The organism is Desulfobulbus sp., assembly GCF_030824455.1.
Taxonomy (GTDB): Bacteria; Desulfobacterota; Desulfobulbia; order Desulfobulbales; family Desulfobulbaceae; genus Desulfobulbus.
On the sequence record NZ_JAVBXR010000117.1, the window covers coordinates 1 to 17,690 of the forward strand.

General features: G+C 57.6%; 18 protein-coding genes, 1 tRNA gene and 1 pseudogene. 6 read left to right on the forward strand and 14 right to left on the reverse strand.

The window, feature by feature from the left end; translation table 11 throughout:
- The 14 genes and pseudogenes from RCH93_RS15300 to RCH93_RS15365 all read right to left on the reverse strand — a co-directional run.
- A pseudogene (locus RCH93_RS15300) lies at window positions 1–651 on the reverse strand (UDP-N-acetylglucosamine 1-carboxyvinyltransferase); the annotation flags it as partial.
- Between the two features lie 49 nt (window positions 652–700).
- Window positions 701–1,561, reverse strand: coding sequence for a peptide chain release factor N(5)-glutamine methyltransferase (gene prmC, locus RCH93_RS15305; protein ID WP_306549290.1), 861 nt, complete (start codon window positions 1,559–1,561; stop codon window positions 701–703).
- Between the two features lie 24 nt (window positions 1,562–1,585).
- Window positions 1,586–2,656: a peptide chain release factor 1 gene (gene prfA, locus RCH93_RS15310; protein ID WP_373693306.1), complete on the reverse strand. Its 1,071-nt coding sequence runs from the start codon at window positions 2,654–2,656 to the stop codon at window positions 1,586–1,588.
- Window positions 2,657–2,803: 147 nt separating this feature from the next.
- Entirely contained in the window at window positions 2,804–3,022 is a 219-nt protein-coding gene (rpmE, locus tag RCH93_RS15315) for a 50S ribosomal protein L31 (RefSeq protein WP_306549292.1), read from the reverse strand.
- Window positions 3,023–3,120: 98 nt separating this feature from the next.
- Window positions 3,121–4,368 (reverse strand): transcription termination factor Rho, encoded by a 1,248-nt coding sequence (gene rho, locus RCH93_RS15320; RefSeq protein WP_306549293.1) that lies wholly within the window; start codon window positions 4,366–4,368, stop codon window positions 3,121–3,123.
- A 404-nt stretch (window positions 4,369–4,772) separates the two neighbouring features.
- Complete coding sequence (gene coaE, locus RCH93_RS15325) at window positions 4,773–5,378, reverse strand: dephospho-CoA kinase (protein WP_306549294.1); 606 nt, start codon at window positions 5,376–5,378, stop codon at window positions 4,773–4,775.
- A complete protein-coding gene (locus RCH93_RS15330) occupies window positions 5,375–6,358 on the reverse strand; it encodes an RluA family pseudouridine synthase (RefSeq protein ID WP_306549295.1) in 984 nt (327 codons plus the stop codon). Before RCH93_RS15330 ends, coaE begins: the two co-directional genes overlap by 4 nt.
- Before the next feature lie 22 nt (window positions 6,359–6,380).
- Window positions 6,381–6,860 carry a CarD family transcriptional regulator gene (locus RCH93_RS15335; RefSeq protein WP_306549296.1) on the reverse strand — a complete coding sequence of 160 codons (480 nt, stop codon included), beginning with the start codon at window positions 6,858–6,860 and terminating at the stop codon, window positions 6,381–6,383.
- 227 nt (window positions 6,861–7,087) lie between these two features.
- Window positions 7,088–7,678, reverse strand: a complete 591-nt coding sequence (pth, locus tag RCH93_RS15340) for an aminoacyl-tRNA hydrolase (protein WP_306549297.1) — start codon at window positions 7,676–7,678, stop codon at window positions 7,088–7,090.
- A gap of 100 nt (window positions 7,679–7,778) precedes the next feature.
- On the reverse strand, window positions 7,779–8,336 hold the full coding sequence (locus tag RCH93_RS15345; protein ID WP_306549298.1) for a 50S ribosomal protein L25: 558 nt from the start codon (window positions 8,334–8,336) through the stop codon (window positions 7,779–7,781).
- A 55-nt stretch (window positions 8,337–8,391) separates the two neighbouring features.
- On the reverse strand, window positions 8,392–9,330 hold the full coding sequence (locus RCH93_RS15350; protein ID WP_306549299.1) for a ribose-phosphate pyrophosphokinase: 939 nt from the start codon (window positions 9,328–9,330) through the stop codon (window positions 8,392–8,394).
- A gap of 21 nt (window positions 9,331–9,351) precedes the next feature.
- Window positions 9,352–9,426, reverse strand: a tRNA-Gln gene (locus RCH93_RS15355).
- 41 nt (window positions 9,427–9,467) lie between these two features.
- Entirely contained in the window at window positions 9,468–10,334 is an 867-nt protein-coding gene (gene ispE, locus RCH93_RS15360) for a 4-(cytidine 5'-diphospho)-2-C-methyl-D-erythritol kinase (RefSeq protein WP_306549300.1), read from the reverse strand.
- A 22-nt stretch (window positions 10,335–10,356) separates the two neighbouring features.
- On the reverse strand, window positions 10,357–10,671 hold the full coding sequence (locus tag RCH93_RS15365; protein ID WP_306549301.1) for a DUF1844 domain-containing protein: 315 nt from the start codon (window positions 10,669–10,671) through the stop codon (window positions 10,357–10,359).
- A 359-nt stretch (window positions 10,672–11,030) separates the two neighbouring features.
- Here RCH93_RS15365 and gltX point away from each other — a divergent pair, with 359 nt between their 5' ends.
- The 6 genes from gltX to feoB all read left to right on the forward strand — a co-directional run bounded on the left by gltX (window position 11,031) and on the right by feoB (window position 17,659).
- Window positions 11,031–12,518, forward strand: a complete 1,488-nt coding sequence (gltX, locus tag RCH93_RS15370) for a glutamate--tRNA ligase (protein ID WP_306549302.1) — start codon at window positions 11,031–11,033, stop codon at window positions 12,516–12,518.
- A 25-nt stretch (window positions 12,519–12,543) separates the two neighbouring features.
- On the forward strand, window positions 12,544–14,235 hold the full coding sequence (locus tag RCH93_RS15375; protein WP_306549303.1) for a glutamine--tRNA ligase/YqeY domain fusion protein: 1,692 nt from the start codon (window positions 12,544–12,546) through the stop codon (window positions 14,233–14,235).
- Between the two features lie 9 nt (window positions 14,236–14,244).
- Window positions 14,245–14,481 (forward strand): FeoA family protein, encoded by a 237-nt coding sequence (locus RCH93_RS15380; protein ID WP_306549304.1) that lies wholly within the window; start codon window positions 14,245–14,247, stop codon window positions 14,479–14,481.
- 314 nt (window positions 14,482–14,795) lie between these two features.
- Window positions 14,796–15,119, forward strand: coding sequence for a ferrous iron transport protein A (locus tag RCH93_RS15385; protein WP_306549305.1), 324 nt, complete (start codon window positions 14,796–14,798; stop codon window positions 15,117–15,119).
- 37 nt (window positions 15,120–15,156) lie between these two features.
- Window positions 15,157–15,333: a FeoB-associated Cys-rich membrane protein gene (locus tag RCH93_RS17950; RefSeq protein ID WP_373693307.1), complete on the forward strand. Its 177-nt coding sequence runs from the start codon at window positions 15,157–15,159 to the stop codon at window positions 15,331–15,333.
- A gap of 151 nt (window positions 15,334–15,484) precedes the next feature.
- Entirely contained in the window at window positions 15,485–17,659 is a 2,175-nt protein-coding gene (feoB, locus tag RCH93_RS15390; protein WP_306549306.1) for a ferrous iron transport protein B, read from the forward strand.
- Window positions 17,660–17,690: the final 31 nt, after the last annotated feature.

The window sequence follows — 17,690 nt, forward strand, 5'->3', positions numbered from 1 at the left end:
ATGAACGATCAAGCGATCCGTGTCCCGGCCCTCGATCTCGGCGCCCATGGCGACGAGCATGTCCACCAGGTTGCCGACCTCAGGCTCCTTGGCCGCATTTTCAATGATGGTGTCGCCTTGGGCGACCACCGAGGCCATCAGCACATTTTCCGTTCCAGTCACCGACGGGATGTCGAAATAGACCGCCCCGCCCCGCATCCGTCCTTCGACCACAGCCTCGACATAGCCCTGTTCAAGCCGTGAAATCGCCCCCAACTTCTCAAATCCCTTGAGATGGTAGTTGATCGGCCGGGCGCCGATTGCGCAACCGCCGGGCAACGAAACGCGGGCAAAGCCGGAACGGGCCAACAACGGCCCCAGAACAAGGACCGAGGCGCGCATGGTCTTCACCAGTTCATAGGGCGCCTCGACCCCGGTCAGACAATCGCTGTTGATGCGGACGGTCTGTCCTGCCCGCTCCCAGTGCGCGCCAAGAATCTCAAGCAGCTTGAGCATGGTTCTGGTGTCGCGGAGATCAGGAACATTATGCAGGGTGTGTACGCCGGGAGCGAGCAGGGTCGCGGCCAACAGGGGCAGCGCCGCATTTTTCGCGCCGCTGATGCCGACTGTGCCATACAGTGGAAGGCCGCCTTCGATGATCAGTTTATCCATATCTCTGTAAAAAATAATTGGTAAGGGTATGCTGCGGGGAATCGACCGGTCAAACGACCGGCGTGTAACGCGCCTGGGCGACTCGCGCTCGGCCGGCCCAGTCATCGAGCACCGCCACGTCGCCATACCGGCGCTCCGGCGCGGCGAGCAGGGCGCGGACTGCTTCTTTCTGATCAGCGCCGATCTCTAAAAAAAGCCAGCCGCCGGGCCGCAGAAACGATTCAGCGGCAACGGCTATGCGCGCAATGCAGTCCAGACCGCCTGTACCGCCCGAGAGAGCCAGTCGCGGTTCAAACCTGGCGACTTCCGGCTCCAGGCCTTCAATTTCCCCGTCCACAACATACGGGGGGTTACTGACGATCAGGTCGTATTGCTGCCGAGGATTCAGGCCCGCAAACAGATCGCTGCACACCAGATCAACTCGGTCCGCAACATTATGGCAGGCGACATTGGTCGCCGCAACCGCCAAGGCGGCCTCGGAAAGATCAACCGCCGTCACCGGGCAGGCAAGCTCCCGCGCCAGCACGACCGCAATCACCCCGCTGCCGGTGCACATGTCGAGGGCGTGTTCAATACGGCTGCCTACACAGATCGTCAACGCCTGTTCCAGCAAAAATTCCGTTTCAGGACGGGGTATCAACACCGCGGGCGAGACGATGAAATCCAGCGACCAGAACTCCTGCGAGCCGATCAGATGCTGCAGGGGAATACGTTGGCCGCGTTGTTCGACAAGTTGGCAATACTGGTTGAGCAGGGAAGAATCCACAGCCCTGTCGCCGTGCAGCACCAACTCGCTTCTGGTCATCGCGCTCAGATGCTGCAACAGGAGTCGGGCGTCAAGGGCCGGGTTGTCGACGCCCGCTTGTTCCAGTTGCCGAGTTGCAACAGTCAGAAGTTCATCAATGCGCATCGCTTGCGGACAGGGCCAAAGCTGCTACTGGGTGGATTTAAGCGCTTCGGTTTGATAATGGGTGATAATCGGCAAAATGACGTCGTCGAGCATACCAGACACCACCTGTTCCAGGCGGTAGATGGTGAGATTGATCCGGTGATCGGTAATCCGTCCCTGAGGATAATTGTAGGTGCGGATTCGCTCACTGCGGTCGCCCGAACCAACCTGACTTTTCCGATCCTCGGAAATCCGGTCGTGCCGTTCCTGCTCCAGTTTGTCCAGCAACCGGGCCCGCAGCACTTGCAGCGCCTTGGCCTTATTTTTGTGCTGGGATTTTTCGTCCTGACAGGTCACCACCAAGCCGGTGGGCAGATGGGTCACCCGAACGGCGGAATCGGTGGTGTTGACCGATTGGCCGCCGGGGCCGGAGGAGCGATACACGTCGAACTTGAGTTCATGGGGCTCGATGTGCAGATCAACCTCTTCGGCCTCGGGGATGATGGCGACCGTGACCGCCGAAGTGTGAATGCGGCCCTGGGTTTCGGTGTCGGGCACGCGCTGCACGCGGTGCACCCCGGATTCATATTTCAGCCGGGAGTAGACCTGAGCGCCGCTGATCAAGGCAATGATCTCCTTGAACCCGCCGATGCCGATGGGATTCGAACTCATCACCTCCACCTTCCAGCCCTGGGTCTCTGCGTATCTGCTGTACATGCGAAAGAGATCGGCCACGAACAGGGCCGCTTCGTCGCCGCCGGTTCCGGCCCTGATTTCAAGAAAAATATTCTTTTCATCATTGGGATCTTTGGGCAACAGGCGAATGCGGATGGCTTTTTCCAACTCGGTTTGCCGTAGGGCAAGCTCTTCCAGCTCGGCCTTGGCAAGTTCGACCAGGTCAGGATCGTCCTGTTCGGTACGGAGCAGTTCCTGATTTTCCACAATCTGCAGGCGGACCGACGTGTAAGCGGCGTACAACTCAGCGACCTTGGACACGTTGGCGTGCTCGCGGACCACATCCCGATAGCGTTTCTGATCGCTGACCAACTGGGGGTCGGAGAGTTGCCGCTCCAACGCCTTCAGTTTTTCATCTATATCGCGCAGATTCTCAAACATGCCCAGCACGGCTCAAAAAAAGAAAATCCCCCTTGACCACAGGCGCCGAGTTGCCGGCATCTGCCCGCAGACGTCGCGAGACAGGAAGTACGACATGCGGCCACGCCCGTGGTCAGGAGGGATAATGAAAAAAGTGGGACAGGCAGGTTACTTTTTGTTTGTTCCCTGATAGCCGGCGTATTTTTTCTTGAATTTTTCAATACGGCCGGCAGTGTCGACCAATTTCTGCTTGCCGGTAAAAAACGGATGGCAAGCGGAACAGATTTCAACGCGCATCTCGCGGTTTACCGAACCGAGTTCGATCTCATTGCCGCAAGCGCACATTGCTTTGATTTGATGATATTCTGGATGGGTGTCTGGTTTCATGGTCCTACTCCTTCTGAAAATTTTTCCCGCAATGAAATTTGCACAAAAAAGTTTACTTTATATCTTTTTCCATCGTTTCTTGGAAGGAAAAACGTATCCTACCGGTTCATCGAGGCAAAAAACTCCTGGTTGGTCTTGGTTTGTCCCATTTTATCCAAAAGAAAATCCATGGCGTCGGCAGGATTCATTGAAGACAGCAGCTTGCGCAGAATCCAAATTCGATTGAGATCCTCCGGAGGCAACAGCAGGTCTTCCTTGCGGGTTCCGGACTTCTGAATGTCGATGGCCGGATAAATGCGCCGATTGGCCATTTTCCGATCCAGGACAATCTCCATATTGCCGGTGCCCTTGAACTCCTCGAAGATAACCTCGTCCATACGGCTGCCGGTGTCAATCAGGGCCGTGGCCAGGATGGTCAAACTGCCGCCCTCTTCGAGGTTACGGGCTGCGCCGAAAAACCGTTTGGGCCGGTGCAGGGCGTTGGCCTCGACGCCGCCGGAGAGTATTTTGCCCGAAGCCGGGGTGACCGTGTTGTACGCACGGGCCAAACGGGTGATCGAGTCCAGCAGGATAACCACGTCCTTCTTGTGCTCCACCAACCGTTGCGCCTTCTGGATTACCATTTCCGCCACCTGAATGTGACGTTGCGGCGGTTCGTCGAAGGTTGAGCTGACCACCTCGGCGTCGACGTTCCGGCGCATGTCGGTGACCTCTTCCGGCCGCTCGTCAATCAACAAGACAATCAGAATGATCTCTTTGTGATTGGCGACGATCGAGTTGGCGATTTTCTGCATCAGCACCGTCTTGCCGGTGCGCGGCGGCGCGACAATCAATCCGCGCTGCCCTTTGCCCAGCGGCGCGGCAATGTTGAGCACCCGCATGGAGAGGTTGTCCGGGGTGGTCTCAAGATTGATCAACTCCTCGGGATGGAGCGGCGTCAGATTGATAAAAGCGGTTTTGTTCTTGGCCGCTTCCGGCAATTCATAATTGATGGTGTCGACCTTGAGCAGGGCGAAATAGCGCTCGTTGTCCTTAGGCGCCCGCACCTCGCCTTCAACACTGTCGCCAGTACGCAGATTCAATCGGCGAATTTGGGACGGCGACACATAGATGTCGTCCGGCCCTGGGAGATAATTGTAGTCCGGAGCCCGGAGAAAACCGAATCCATCCTGAAGGATTTCAAGCACCCCACTGCCTCGCAACTTGCCGTCTTCATCCGCCTGCTCCTTGAGGATGGCGAAGATCAGCTCCTGCTTGGTCATATTGCTATACCCCTCAATATTGAGAGAGGCGGCAAGGCTGACGAGTTCTTTAATTTTTTTATTCTTCAACTCAGTTGGATTCATTGACCGGTCATTCCTCCAGGAGGTCAGTACGATAAAAACCGCTGACAACCGTCAGCTGCAATAAATTGGATTTTTCTTCGAAGTGGAAAGAGCGGCGCGATAGAGTCCGACGCCAACATGTCCGCGCTTTTCGCGCCAAGATAGCTCTATTGAGAGAAAAAGGAGTGTTTTATAGTATTGTACAGCGGCTAACTGGATACAAAGGGAGCAAAAACCCAATGAAACTCAGATTCCTGTAGATTTGACCTCTCAGGTCGACACGTCGTTCCTGGATTTTGGTCAAATTATATATACGTTGCGTGAAATATCAGAACAAGAAACCGATGGATAGAAATCGATCTGTTGAGACGTTACCTGTTAGATATTTGTTTCACGTTCGACTGTCAAGCACTTTCTCGCCCCAATTACCCCGCAAACCGTTCGGAAAGCTCATTTCCCAGCCCTACAACCCGTTGCCGAACACAGGCCCAGGAATCGCTGTTGTCGATGACATAGTCGGCCATCTCGGCTTTGTCGCCAAGGTTCATTTGCGCCGCTATGGCCTGCGCCGCTTTTCGTCGGGAAACCCCGTCTCGTCGCATGATCCTGCAACACTGGGCGCCGCGGCGCGCATACACCACTAGCACCGCATCGACCTCGCTTTGCCACCCCGCCTCGTACAGCAAGGGAATTTCAATCAAAACCAACGATTCCTGGCAACTTGCCGCCGCGCGGCGCATCGCCTCGCGGGCCAAGGGGTGCAACAGCCTGTCAACCTGACAACGGAACTGCGGTTCGCTAAAAAGTCGTTCCCGCAAAGCAGTCCGATCAACCGCGCCGTTAGCCTGCAAAAAAACGTCGCCAAAGGCTGCGCGGAGGGCCAGCCAACCGGGCTGATCAATCTCAAGCAGTCGCCGGCAACACTGATCCACGTCAACAAGCGGCGCCAGACAGTAACTCGCCAGCAGGCGACTGACGCAGCTTTTACCCGACCCGATGCCGCCAGTAACGCCAAGCAAGAAGGGCGTCAAGATTCGGCGCTCCGCAACGCATCAAGCATGGTTTGCATATCACCCCAAAGAGGGGCGGTAAAACAGAGCTCCGCGCCGGTTGACGGGTGGTGCAGTTTGAGCGAACTCGCATGCAGCAGCTGACGGAGAGGCTGCAACGGAGCATGACGGCCTGTAGCTCCTCCGTACAAGGCGTCACCAACCACAGGCGCCTTCACCGACGCCATGTGCACCCGAATTTGATGCGTTCTTCCGGTTTCGATGCCGATTTCCGCAAAGCACCAGCCATTGGCGAAATATTCAAGAATATGCCAATGGGTCGCCGCATATCGACCATGAAGGGGACGAATGGCCATCTTTTTCCGATCAATCGGATGCCTGCCAATAGGCGCGACCACCCGACCGTCGCGCTCTCGGGGGGCATGGAGCAAGAGCGCGTGATAGGTTTTCTGAATTTTCCTGTCTTTGAAGTCGGCCATGAGTGCGCACAGGGCCTGCTCAGTTTTTGCAACAAGCATCACCCCCGAAGTATCTTTGTCCAAACGATGAACAATGCCAGGGCGACTGCTGGCGGAGGAAGGGAGGTCTTGATGCCTGTACAGCAATCCATGCGCCAAGGTGCCGGAGGAGTGGCCGCAGGCAGGGTGAACAACCAAACCGGGCGGTTTGCTGATCACCAGCAGGTGTTCGTCCTCAAAAAGGACAGGAAAATCGATCTGCTCCGGGACCAAATCCCTGGGCGGCGCCGGCGGCCACGAAACGCTGACCAAGTCGCCCGCCCGCAGGCGATGGCCAGCTTTGACGGTCTTTCCGTCGACGCGCACATGACCGGCCTCGATGAGCTTATGCAGTGAGGAACGGGAATGTTCAGGATATTGATGAACAAGAGCGTGGTCGAGCCGCTGTCCGGCTTCGGCAGGCGACGCTGCAAACCCAGCCTCCGATGCGACCTGCGGCGGATGTTCCAAAGCCACCCAGCCATTCTCCGCCAAACCTGCCATCAATCACCCGCAGCGGATGTATTTAACAGAACAACTTTTCGATCTGTTGCTCAATCATCGCCTCTTCCATCTGTTTGGCAAGCGACAGTTCTTTAACAAGCAAACTTTTGGCGGTGTCCAACATCTTCCTTTCACCATAGGAAAGGTCCTTGTCTTCTTTCAGCAGAAAAAGATCGCGCAACACCACCGCCACTTCGAACACAGAGCCGGTTTTGATTTTTTCCATATACTCTCGGTACCGGCGATTCCAAGTCTGAGCGGTGATGATAATGTCGCGCTCTTGCAAAATCTCAATGACCTTTGCGACCTCTTCGCCAGAGATAATGGCCCGCAAGCCAACATTTGCGCTGGTGGCCGTCGGGATCATGATGGTCATGTCGTTGTCGAGAATTTTCATCACATAAAAACTTTGATCAACACCGCCGATGGTTTGCGTTTCTATGGCCTCAATGAGTCCTACGCCGTGGGCCGGATACACAGCCATATCACCTTCTGAAAACACATGGACCTCCACAAACTAGGATAGACGTACACTGATCAGACTTGGAAAAATCAGCGTATTCTTAAAATGCTATAGTAGCATATTTTTTAATTATTGGCAAAGGTTGCATGGTCGAAGAGACCGAGAAAGATTGGGCAGGTAAAAACCCTGATTGATATCTGGCAGCTATCGCCCCACGCACAAACCAGCAAGAGGGAGAAACACCGGCGGAGTCGCTTGGAGCGGCGTCATCTGCCGTTGATCTGATTCATGCACCGCCCGATTCCTTCACGGACGAACAACTCGACCGCCTCTGCAACGAACGTGTTACGCTGTTCAAACAACCCCAACTCGTCTTCACTCATCCGCGAAAGCACAAATCGATCCACCGGTTGCCCTTGCCCCTGGGCGTCCACTTCTGGCCGTCCCACGCCGATCTTCAGCCGCGCAAATTCCAGTGTGCCGAGATGCTGAGCCACAGAGCGCACGCCATTATGACCGCCAGCCCCGCCCTTACTCACCACCTTGATGCGCCCAGGCCCAAGATCGATGTCGTCGTGCAACACCAACAGGTGTTCCATCGGAATCTTGAAATAATCGAGAAAACTCCTGACGCATTCGCCGGAGCGATTCATATACGTCTGCGGTTTGAGATACAGCACCTGACTGCCGTAGGCGCGTCCCTGGTGGAACAACCCCTGCATTTTCGGGGTGTCAATCCGCACCTGCGCAGCAAGGGCGAGATGATCGAGGAAATAAAAACCTATATTGTGCCTGGAAAGGTGGTAATCCGGTCCGGGATTGCCAAGACCGACGAGCAGAAATTTGGAATCCGCCATGAATAGAGAAAAGCCAAGAAACAGATCGAGCCGAAAACTAGTTTCGGCTCGATCTCTGCATGATTAAAACGTGGAAAACCCTAGTGCGGAGAAGTGTTGCTCAATAGACCGCAACGCAGGTGGTGGCGGCCTTTTCGAGCATTTCAACGTTTGCGGGAACCGGAAGATCGCCGTAGGTGAGACCAGCCTGCCCTTGCTCGAGCGGCGTGATGTCAACCTTGATCACATCGGGGATATCCAACGGGCAACCGCGCAACCGCACGGTGTCCTTGAACACCTGCAGCTCGCCGCCGAGGTCCACGCCTTTTGCAGTGCCGACGTATTCAATCGGAACGGTAAAAGCGGCAGGTTTGGCAAGATCAATCTCCAAGAAGTCGACATGCAGCAGACTGCCGTTGATAGGCGCCTTTTGGATCTCCTGAACAAGCACATGGCGCTCGCCCTTGCTATCGCCCTCAATCTTGAGGCTCAGAACAGCATTGCGACCGTGGATAAACAAGAGACTCTTATAGAGCTTAGCTGTCTCAAACTGGAGGGACACGGATGCGACTCCGCCGCTATACAAATTAGCAGGCGTGACGTCGCGCATCCGCAACTGCCGCATCGGCCCTTTTCCAAAAACCGTACGCACTGTAGACTCGATATTTACTTGAAGCATAAACGCCCTCCCCCCTTACTCTGGGATCTATAACAATTCGTTGTCATTTATAAAATTAAACAAACAGATAACTGACGGAATCTTCATTGTGGATTCTGCTGATAGCCTCCCCCAGCAATTCCCCCACCGACAGCACTGTTATTTTATCACACTGCCTGGCTTCTTCTTTCAGCGGTATGGAATTCGTCACCAAAAGCGATTTCAAGCAGGATCGCCCGATGCGCTCAATGGCCGGCCCAGACAAAACGCCGTGCGAGCAACAGGCGTGCACTTCTTTGGCGCCGACTTTTTTCAGTATTTCTGCGCCGCCGCACAGCGTGCCGGCGGTGTCGACAATATCGTCCAGCAGGATGGCCGTTTTCCCGGCAACATCGCCAATGACATGCACCGCTTCGCATTCGTTGGCCCGTTCGCGACGCTTGTCGATAATCGCCAACCCCGCGTTCAGCCGCTTGGCAAAGGCACGGGTGCGCTCCACTCCGCCGGCGTCGGGAGAAACCATCACCACGTCGGTAAAGCTCTCCCGGATATACTTCAAGATAATGGGGGCTGCGTAGAGATGATCAACCGGGATATTGAAAAACCCCTGAATCTGTCCGGCGTGCAAATCCATGCAAAGCACCCTGCGGGTCCCAACCACCATGAGCATTTCGGCAACCGCCTTGGCGGTTATCGGCACACGGGGCCGCACCTTGCGGTCCTGGCGGGCATACCCGTAATAAGGTAGAACCGCGGTAATTCTTCGCGCAGAAGCCCGCCGCAACGCATCGATCATGATCAACAACTCCATGAGGTGATGATTGACCGGGGTGCAGGTGGGCTGCACTACAAACACATCGGCGCCGCGAACATTTTCGCCGATCTCGACAGAAATTTCACCGTCCGAGAACTGCTTCACCTCAGCTGCGCCGAGCGGCGCACCCAGGTATTCACAAATTTCTTGAGCAATGGCCGGATTGGCGTTGCCGGTGAAAATCTTCATATTTTTGGGCATGACGACCATCTCATCTCAGAGTGGCTGGGGCGGGAGGATTCGAACCCCCGAATGCAAGGATCAAAACCTTGTGTCTTACCGCTTGACGACGCCCCAGCACATTGCCAGATACACTGTACGGACAGTGACATTCAATTTCATTGGACAGGATCAACTAAATAGGTGTGGGCAAAACGACGATTCATAACCGCCCAGCACGTTTCCGCCTGCCGGGGATCAGCAAACAATCCAAACACCGTTGGGCCGGAACCGGACATCAACGCCCGAACCGCCCCATTTTGCAACAATTCAGCCTTCAACCGCTCGATCTCGGGATATTTGCGAACAGTGACAGCTTCAAGATCATTTCGCGATGCGGTCGCCAGCGACCCATCAACATCTTCCTGCGAATTTTTTAGGTTACTTCCGTTTTCCTGTCTTGTCAATGCAAAAGTCTGATAAACCCACCGGGTGGAGACGGAAAACCCCGGATTAACCAGGAGAACGCTGTGCCCGCTCAACGGCGAAACCGGTGTAAGAATTTCGCCGATTCCCGTGGCCACGGCCGCCGGGGCGTCAGCAAGAAAAAACGGCACGTCCGCGCCAAGGCGCAACCCCATGGCCGCCAATTCTTCATCGGCGCACCCGCAACCATACAACTGGTTCAGCCCTTTCAGCGTGGCGGCCGCATCGCTGCTGCCGCCGCCAAGTCCGGCTGCGACCGGTATTCTCTTGGTCAGGGCCAGCTTCACGCCGCCAACCGAACCATTGCGTCGCGCCTCGGTCGCCTGCAGGAACACCTCTGCCGCCCGATAGACCAAATTGCCCCGATCATGGGGAATGCCCTTGCCGGCGCACTGCAAATGAATGCCCGCCGCGCACGGCTGCAGCTCAAGCTCGTCATACAAGCCGACCTTCTGCATCAGCGTCTCAAGACAGTGGTAGCCGTCGGCTCGTTGCCCCGTTACCTTGAGATACAGATTGATTTTAGCCGGAGCCTTGAGCGTCAGCCGATCTTGCCGCATTGCCTGTTCCGCGCTTAAAGTTTCAGGCCAGCTTGACAAACCGCATCTTCAATTCATAGAGAATGCGGGTCAGCAACTCGTTTTCGTTGGCGTCAAGGTTGCCTTTGGTCTTGACGGCAAGCAGAGTCAGGGTGTCGATGGTGTGCTTGGCCAACTCCCGGTCGACTATCCGTTGCCCGGTTTCCGGATGCGGCAGTTCGCCCATGTGATAGAGGGCGGACGTGTTCAACGAGAGAATAAAGGAGGCAAAGGTGACCTCGGGCATGACGCATCTGCCGGACGCATCCTTGACCCGGCCATCCGGGCATTCATCGCAATTTGAAAGGTTCTCGCTCATAACTCTTCACACACCGTTCGATTGCCTGCCGCTCCCCGACGCATAAGAGCGCCGCAGGGAAAACAAGCCTCATAAAGGATTCGGTTGAAACAGCATCGCCTGTGGCTTGCGGGCCGACAAGTCAACTCGTCGCTTAATCCGCCGAAATGCTGTTGCGCGAATATACCGGCATTCCCGGACGCCTACAATGTTAAAGTAGCGGCGATCAATTCCTCTGCCGCGACTTCCGCCGACCGCCGGCAATCGGGAAAACCGGCGCAGCTTCCCCTTGAAGTGAAACCTTTTAGGCGCTATATATTTGCAGTTTTCCGCACCATAATCGCGAAAAACAGAATCTGAGTCACCAACAGGAGTTCTCCATGGAAGAAGTACGCGTTCGCTTTCCCCCCAGCCCCACCGGTTACCTGCACATCGGGGGCGCCAGAACCGCGTTGTTTAACTGGCTTTTCGCCAAACAGCACAACGGCAAGCTGATCTTGCGCATTGAAGACACCGACGAGGAACGATCCACCCAGGCCTCGATTGACGGCATCATCGACGGCTTGCAATGGCTTGGCATTGATTGGGACGAAGGCCCGTATTTCCAGACCGAATTCGCCGCCGATCACATTGCCGCCGCCAACCGGCTGCTGGCCGCAGGACATGCGTACAAGTGTTTTTGCACCAAGGAAGAGCTCGAGAAAAAACGCGAGACCGCCCTGGCCGAGAAAAAACGCGAGGTCGGTTACGACGGAACCTGCCGTCATTTGAGCGCTGAACAGATTAGCGAAAAAGAAGCGCAAGGGTTGGACGCCGTCATCCGCTTCAAGGTCCCCGAACGGCCGGGCACGATGTTTTACGACGACGAGGTCCTGGGCCGGATCGAGCGGGCCTACAGTGAGATTGAGGATTTTGTCATTGTCCGCTCCAACGGCAAGCCGCTGTATCTGCTGTGCAATGTGGTTGACGACATCCGCGACCGCATCACCCACATCATCCGCGGTCAGGACCACATGACCAACACCACCCGCCAGGTTCTGCTCTACGAGGCCCTGGGCGCCAAACTCCCGGTGTTTGCCCACATGCCGCTGACTCTGGATCTGCAGAAGCGCAAAATCTCCAAACGCAGCCACGGCGAGATCGTGGCGGTGCAGTTTTACCGGGACCGGGGCTTCATCCCCTGGGCACTGTGCAATTTCCTTTGCCTGCTCGGCTGGAATCCCGGCACGGATCAGGAATTTTTCTCCCGCGACGAATTGATCGAGGCCTTCAGCCTTTCCCGCATGAGCCGGGTCAACTCGGTGTTCAACTTCAAACCGGGCGATCCCAAATTTTTCACCGACCCCAAGCTGATCGCCGTCAACGAGCACTACCTGCGCACCATGGACCTGGAACAACTTGGGGCGCTGGTGCGGCGGGAACTCGAGGCCGAACACCTCTGGGAACCGGCCTACGAAACCAGCCGCCGCGACTGGTTTCTGGCCACCCTGGGGATGATCCGCGACCGATTCCACACTCTCAAGGATTTCACCGCCGCTGGCCGCGCCTATTTTTCCGACAGCTATGACATCGATCCCAAACCGCTGGCCAAAAACGTGCTCAAATTTCCGGAGTTGCGCGACTGGCTGCCTCTGCTGGCAGAGCGTTTCGCCGCGTTAACCGACTTCAGCGCCCTGGAAAGCGAGCGCGTCTGCCGCGAACTGGCTGATGAGCTTGCGGTCAAGCCCGGCACGCTGATCAACGGCATGCGGACCGTGCTCACCGGGCAGTTGGCCGGCCCCTCGATGTTTGACGTCGTTGTCGCTCTCGGCCAGGAACGGGTTGTGGCGCGACTTCGCCACATTGATCGCCTGTTCGCCGCAGCCTAACCTTTTGCAACGGGACACCACTTTCATGACCACAGAAAAAGAAACCGCAAGCAAACCGCTTGATTTCATTCGTCAGATCATTGCCGAGGATCTGGCCTCCGGAAAGCACCAAACCATCGTCACCCGCTTTCCCCCCGAACCCAACGGCTTTCTTCACATCGGCCACGCCAAGTCGATCTGCCTCAATTTTGGGATCGCGGTGGAAAACAACGCCACCTGCCATCTGCGCTTCGACGACACCAATCCGGGCAAGGAATCCACCGAATATGTAGAGTCAATCAAACGGGACGTGCGCTGGCTGGGCTTTGACTGGGGCGACCACCTCTACTACGCCTCGGATTATTTTGATCAACTCCACGATTTTGCCGTTGAACTGATCAAAATGGGCAAGGCCTACGTGTGCCACCTAAGCGGCGACGAGACCCGCGTATACCGCGGCACCCTGACCGAACCGGGCAAGGAGAGCCCGTACCGCAACCGGACCGTGGCCGAGAATCTCGACCTTTTCGCCCAGATGCGCGCCGGCCAACTTGAGGAAGGCGCTTGCGTGCTGCGGGCCAAAATCGACATGGCCTCGCCCAACATCGTCCTGCGCGACCCGGTGATTTACCGCATCCTCAAGGCCAGCCATCACCGCACCGGCGACAAATGGTGCATCTACCCGATGTACGATTTCACCCACTGCCTCTCCGACATGCAGGAAAAAATCACCCACAGCCTCTGCACCCTGGAATTCGAAAACAACCGGGCCCTGTACGACTGGGTGCTGGACACCCTGCACACCCCCAACCATCCCCGGCAGATCGAATTTGCCCGGCTCAACATCAACTACACGGTCACCAGCAAACGCAAACTGCTGCAGCTGGTGCAGGACGGCCACGTCTCGGGCTGGGACGACCCCCGGATGTTGACCATCTCGGGCCTGCGCCGCCGGGGATACACGCCGGCCTCGATCCGCAACTTCTGCGCTACCATCGGCATCGGCAAACGGGAGAGTTGGATTGACATGGGCGTGCTGGAAAACGCGGTGCGCGACGATCTCAATCTCAACGCCCCCCGGGTTTTCGGCGTGCTTGATCCGCTCAAGATCGTGATCACCAACTATCCGGAAGGGCAGACCGAGGAGATCCGGGCCCAGAATCATCCGCAGAACCCAGAAATGGGTGAGCGGATTGTGCCGTTCTCCCGTGAAATTTATATCGAACGCTCGGATTTCATGGAGGACGCGCCCAAGAAATTCTTCCGCCTCAGCGTGGGCCGGGAAGTGCGGCTGCGCTACGCCTACCTCGTCACCTGCCAGGAGGCGATTAAAGACGATCAGGGCCGGGTGGTGGAACTGCGCTGCGTTTACGATCCGGCCAGCCAGGGCGGTTCGGCTCCGGACGGCCGCAAGGTCAAGGGCACCATCCACTGGGTTTCCGCTCCCCACGCCCTGCGGGCTGAGGTGCGGCTGTATGATCGGCTGTTCACCGCCGAGTATCCGGATGCGGACAAGGAAAAGCATTTCAAGGAATTCCTCAACCCCGCCTCGCTGACCGCGCTGCCCGAATGCATGCTGGAGCCGGGACTGGCCGGGGCAACGATTGAGGACCGGTTTCAATTCGAGCGGCAGGGATACTTCTGCCTCGACGCGGTGGCTAGCAGCCCGGACAAGCCGGTGTTCAACCGCATCGTCACCCTGCGCGACAGCTGGGCCAAACTCAACGAAACGGAATAGAGGGCCGCCATGGCGCTTATGAACCTACGAAAAATGGCGATCAACCAGACCGGCGTCATTGTCTCGGTCAAGGTGGGCGGCGAACTTGGTCACCGCATCCGCGAAATGGGCCTGGTGCCGGGCGCCGAAATCACGGTGAAACAGCGCGCCCCCTTAAACGACCCGGTCGCGCTCCGAATCATGGGCGGCACCCTGACCCTGCGCAACAACGAGGCGGATTTCATCGAGGTGGACGTCGCCTCCTGACCAGCGCCTCCAGCCAAACGCGCACCCACAGGAGGGCAGGCCGCCGGGCCGCGCCCTTCTGCGGGCCGCTCATCGCGACAATCGTTCCTTGCCGCCGCATCCGCGGCAGGCAGCCCCCTTCGCCCAAATAAAAAAACGCCAACGACACGCCCGCGTCTTGGCAAAGCTGTTGACAGTGGCCATTGTTTGGAATAACTAACAATGACTGTTGCGCCCGACCGCTGTTGACGGGAGAAACATTTTTCTCGGCCGCAAATCCGTCGCGGCAAAGCCAGCAGGCAATCAATCCTTCGCAACCGGCACAGCTTGCATTTATGACCAAAGAGCAATCAGAAACATCTTGCCTCCTGCTCAGCGACGTCCAGACCTTGTGTCACCGGCGCAAGCGGTGCGGCAATCGCATGGTCCAGGAGGGCACGCCCTTGCCTGAGACCTGCTGCAACAGCCGTCTCCGGGTGTGCGCCGTGAACGGCGACAGGCGCACCTGCGCCAAGATGGCGAATATGGGGCTTCTTCCCGGTTGTGAGTTGGAGTTGCTGTGCAAGGGGGGCGGTCAGCAGTGCATGATCAAAGTCAACGGCGGCACCATCAGCCTGGATGCACCCACCGCCGCCAACATCCTGGTGACCCCGGCCTGAGCCGATCGACACCGCAACCTTTGCTGGAGGCAACACGATGCAGCATATTCTCGTTGGCGTTGCAGTGGGCTGCGCAGCCTTTTTTATTGGCCGGCGCTTGTGGCGGGCCATGCGTCACCCGGCAAACCTTTCCTGCGGTTGCGGGTGTTCCGGGTGCGTCCCTGACCCTGACGCGACAAAATACAAACCTTCGCTCCCTATGTACAAACCGTGAGCTAGCAGGCGTTTCGATTCGTTGCCCAACCGGAGGGCGCGCATGATCGTTTGAAGCCCCTTGCCCCGCGCGCGGTTGTCAATTGCCGCGTTCGCCTCCGTTGTCCTGCATCCAGCCTTTGCGCCCCTCAACCATACCCTGAAGCAAACCCATGGAAAAAGCCCTGACCATCGCCCTGGCCGGCAACCCCAACGCCGGCAAGACCACCCTGTTCAATCATCTCACCGGCGCCCGTCAGCATGTCGGCAATTATCCCGGCATCACCGTTGAACAGAAGGAAGGCTGCTGCCTACATCAAGGCCAGGGGTTGCGCGTGGTCGATCTGCCCGGCGCCTATTCCCTGACCGCCTACTCGGTTGAGGAACTGGTGGCCCGTGATTTCATCATCAATGAAAAACCCGAGGTGGTGGTGGACGTGGTCGACGCCGCCAATCTGGAGCGCAATCTCTATCTCAGCTGTCAATTCCTGGAATTGGGAGCGCCGCTGGTGATTGCCCTCAACATGGTCGACGCCGCTGAAAAACGCGGCATCACCATCGACGCCAAGGAACTGAGCGCCCGCCTCGGCGTGCCGGTGATTCCCATCGTGGCCCGCAACGGCCGGGGCGTGGACCAGCTCCTTGACGCCGTGCTGGCGACGGCGGCCTCCCAAGACCGCCCCCAGCCCGCCTTTCTCCGCTACGGCTCGGACATCGACGAAGCGCTCTCCGACATGCTTCCGGACATCGAGCAATGCACGGAACTGACCGCCGTCTACCCCCTGCGCTGGCTGGGGGTCAAATTTCTGGAAAACGACGAGCAGATCGTGCAAAAGGCCTTGGCCACCCATCCGGAGGCCGCGCAGCGACTGACCGCGCGTTGCGACGAGGTCGTCCAGCACCTCCAGGACACCCTGGGCGTGTATCCGGAGGCGGTGATCGCCGATCACCGCTACGGCTACATCAAGTCGATCATCCACCAGGGCGTGGTCACGCGCAAATTCGTCGCCGACCGGCTCTACGCCACGGACAAAATCGACAAGATCGTCACCCACCGAATTCTCGGGCCGCTGATCATGGCCGGGATTCTGTTCGCGCTCTACACCTTCACCTTCAGCTACAGCACGGTGCTGGTCGAATGGCTGGCCAGCTTTTTTGGCCTGATCAATCAGGGCATTGACGCCCTGCTCCCCGACGGACCGTTGAAATCGATGATAACCTCAGGCGTGGTCGACGGCGTCGGCGGCGTGCTCGGCTTTGTGCCGATCATCATGTTCATGTTTTTCGGCATTGCGGTGCTCGAGGATTCCGGCTACCTGGCCAGGGTCGCCTTCATGATGGATCGCATCTTTCACTTTTTCGGCCTGCACGGCTCCTCGGTGATGCCGTTCATCGTTTCGGGCGGCATTGCCGGCGGCTGCGCCGTGCCCGGCGTCATGGCCACCCGCACCCTACGCTCCCCCAAGGAGCGATTGGCCACCCTGCTGACCGTGCCGTTTATGAACTGCGGCGCCAAGCTGCCGGTGCTGACCCTGCTGATCGGGGCTTTTTTCTCGGCTCATCAGGCCCGCTACATGTTTCTCGCCACCCTGGCCGCCTGGATCGTGGCCCTGTGCGCGGCCAAATTTCTGCGCATGACCGTGCTTCGCGGGGCCTCCACCCCCTTTGTGATGGAATTGCCGCCCTACCGGTTCCCGACCGTCAAAGGCCTGTTCATCCACACCTGGGAACGGACCTGGCAGTATATGAAAAAAGCGGGCACCGTAATCCTTGGCATCTCGGTGCTGATCTGGGCGATGATGACCTATCCGGGACTGCCCGAGGACCGGGTCGCCCAGTTCGAGCAGCAGCGGCAACAGGCGCAGACGCTTCACGCCGCTGCGGGTGAGGAGGCGATGTCCAAGGCGCTGCAGGAGATCAAGGCGGACGAGGCCATGGAAGGATTGCGCCATTCCTTTGGCGGCCGGATCGGCATTGCCTTTGAGAGCGTCAGCCGCTACGCCGGCATTGACTGGCGCACCAACATCGCCCTGATCGGCGGGTTTGCCGCCAAGGAAGTGATTATTTCAACGCTCGGCACCGCCTATTCGCTGGGCGCAGTCGACCCGGACGCCTCGACCTCGCTCAGCGACCGGCTGGCCAAGGATCCCAAATGGAATCCGGTGGTGGCCCTGGCGGTGATGGTGTTCATCATGTTCTATGCCCCCTGCTTTGTCACCGTGGTCTGCATCGCCAAGGAGGCGGGCTCGTGGAAGTGGGCCGCTTTTTCGATGGCCTTTAACACCCTGTTTGCCTTTATCCTGGCGGTGGCGGTCTACCAGATTGGGGCCCTGCTCTATCTCGGCTGAATTGACTTCGGAAACGGGGAGCATTCAGCGG